General features: G+C 69.8%; 1 protein-coding gene and 1 pseudogene. Both read left to right on the top strand.

The window, feature by feature from the left end:
• On the top strand, positions 1-943 hold a 943-nt coding region (gene hpaD / locus L332_RS0114960; RefSeq protein WP_031223415.1), incomplete at its 5' end, for a 3,4-dihydroxyphenylacetate 2,3-dioxygenase.
• Positions 940-1,184 (top strand): annotated as a pseudogene (locus tag L332_RS0114955) (2-oxo-hepta-3-ene-1,7-dioate hydratase); the annotation flags it as partial. The gene hpaD and the pseudogene L332_RS0114955, both read left to right, overlap by 4 nt.

Raw genomic sequence — 1,184 nt, 5'->3', positions numbered from 1 at the left:
CCTGCGGTCGTTCGAGGAGTTCATCCACCACAACCTCGTCCTCCGCAAGGGCCCCGTCGCCGCGGTCGCCGCGTTCGCGTACCGCGTGCGCACGCCCGAGGACGTCGACCGCGCCGAGGCCTACTACCGCGAGCTCGGATGCCGCACGGAGCGTCGCGCGGACGGCTTCCAGAAGGGCTTCGGCGACAGCGTGCGCGTCGAGGACCCGCTGGGCTTCCCCTACGAGTTCTTCTACGCGACCGAGCACGCCGAGCGGCTGCACCAGCGCTACGACCTCTACTCGGCGGGCGAGCTCGTGCGCCTCGACCACTTCAACCAGGTCACGCCCGACGTGCCGCGCGGTCGCAAGTACCTCGAGGACCTCGGCTTCCGCGTCACGGAGGACATCCAGGACGACCAGGGCGTCACCTACGCCGCGTGGATGCACCGCAAGGGCACCGTGCACGACACCGCGCTCACGGGCGGGAACGGCCCGCGCATGCACCACATCGCGTTCTCGACCCACGAGAAGCACAACATCATCCAGATCTGCGACAAGCTCGGCGCGCTGCGGATGTCGGACCACATCGAGCGCGGCCCCGGCCGACACGGCGTCTCGAACGCGTTCTACCTCTACATCACCGACCCCGACGGCCACCGCGTCGAGATCTACACGCAGGACTACTGGACCGGCGACCCCGACAACCCCGTCATCACGTGGGACGTGCACGACAACCAGCGCCGCGACTGGTGGGGCAACCCGGTCGTGCCCTCCTGGTACACCGAGGCCTCGCCGGTGCTCGACCTCGACGGCAACGTCGTCGAGATCGTCGAGCGCACCGACTCGAGCGAGATGGAGGTGACCGTCGGCGCCGACGGCTTCTCGTACACGCGCAAGGGCGACGAGGACGGCACCTACAAGGGCGAGGCCGCGAAGGGCTTCAAGATCGGCAACCAGCTGTGACGACGGACCACCTGCGCCCTGGCCGGGGCCTCGACGACGCGACGGTCACCGCGATCGCCGACGAGCTCGCCGAGGCCACGCGCTCGCGCGGCACGATCGAGCGCATCTCGACGCGCTACCCCGAGGCGACGATCGAGGACTCCTACGCGGTGCAGCGCATCTGGCGCGCTCGCCGCGAGGAGGCCGGGGCGCGGCTCGTGGGCCGCAAGATCGGCCTCACGAGCAAGGCGATGCAGGATGC

It is taken from the genome of Agrococcus pavilionensis RW1, from assembly GCF_000400485.1.
Taxonomy (GTDB): Bacteria; Actinomycetota; Actinomycetes; order Actinomycetales; family Microbacteriaceae; genus Agrococcus; species Agrococcus pavilionensis.
Note: the sequence above shows the minus strand (reverse complement) of the source record. Positions and strands in the feature narration are given on the sequence as shown.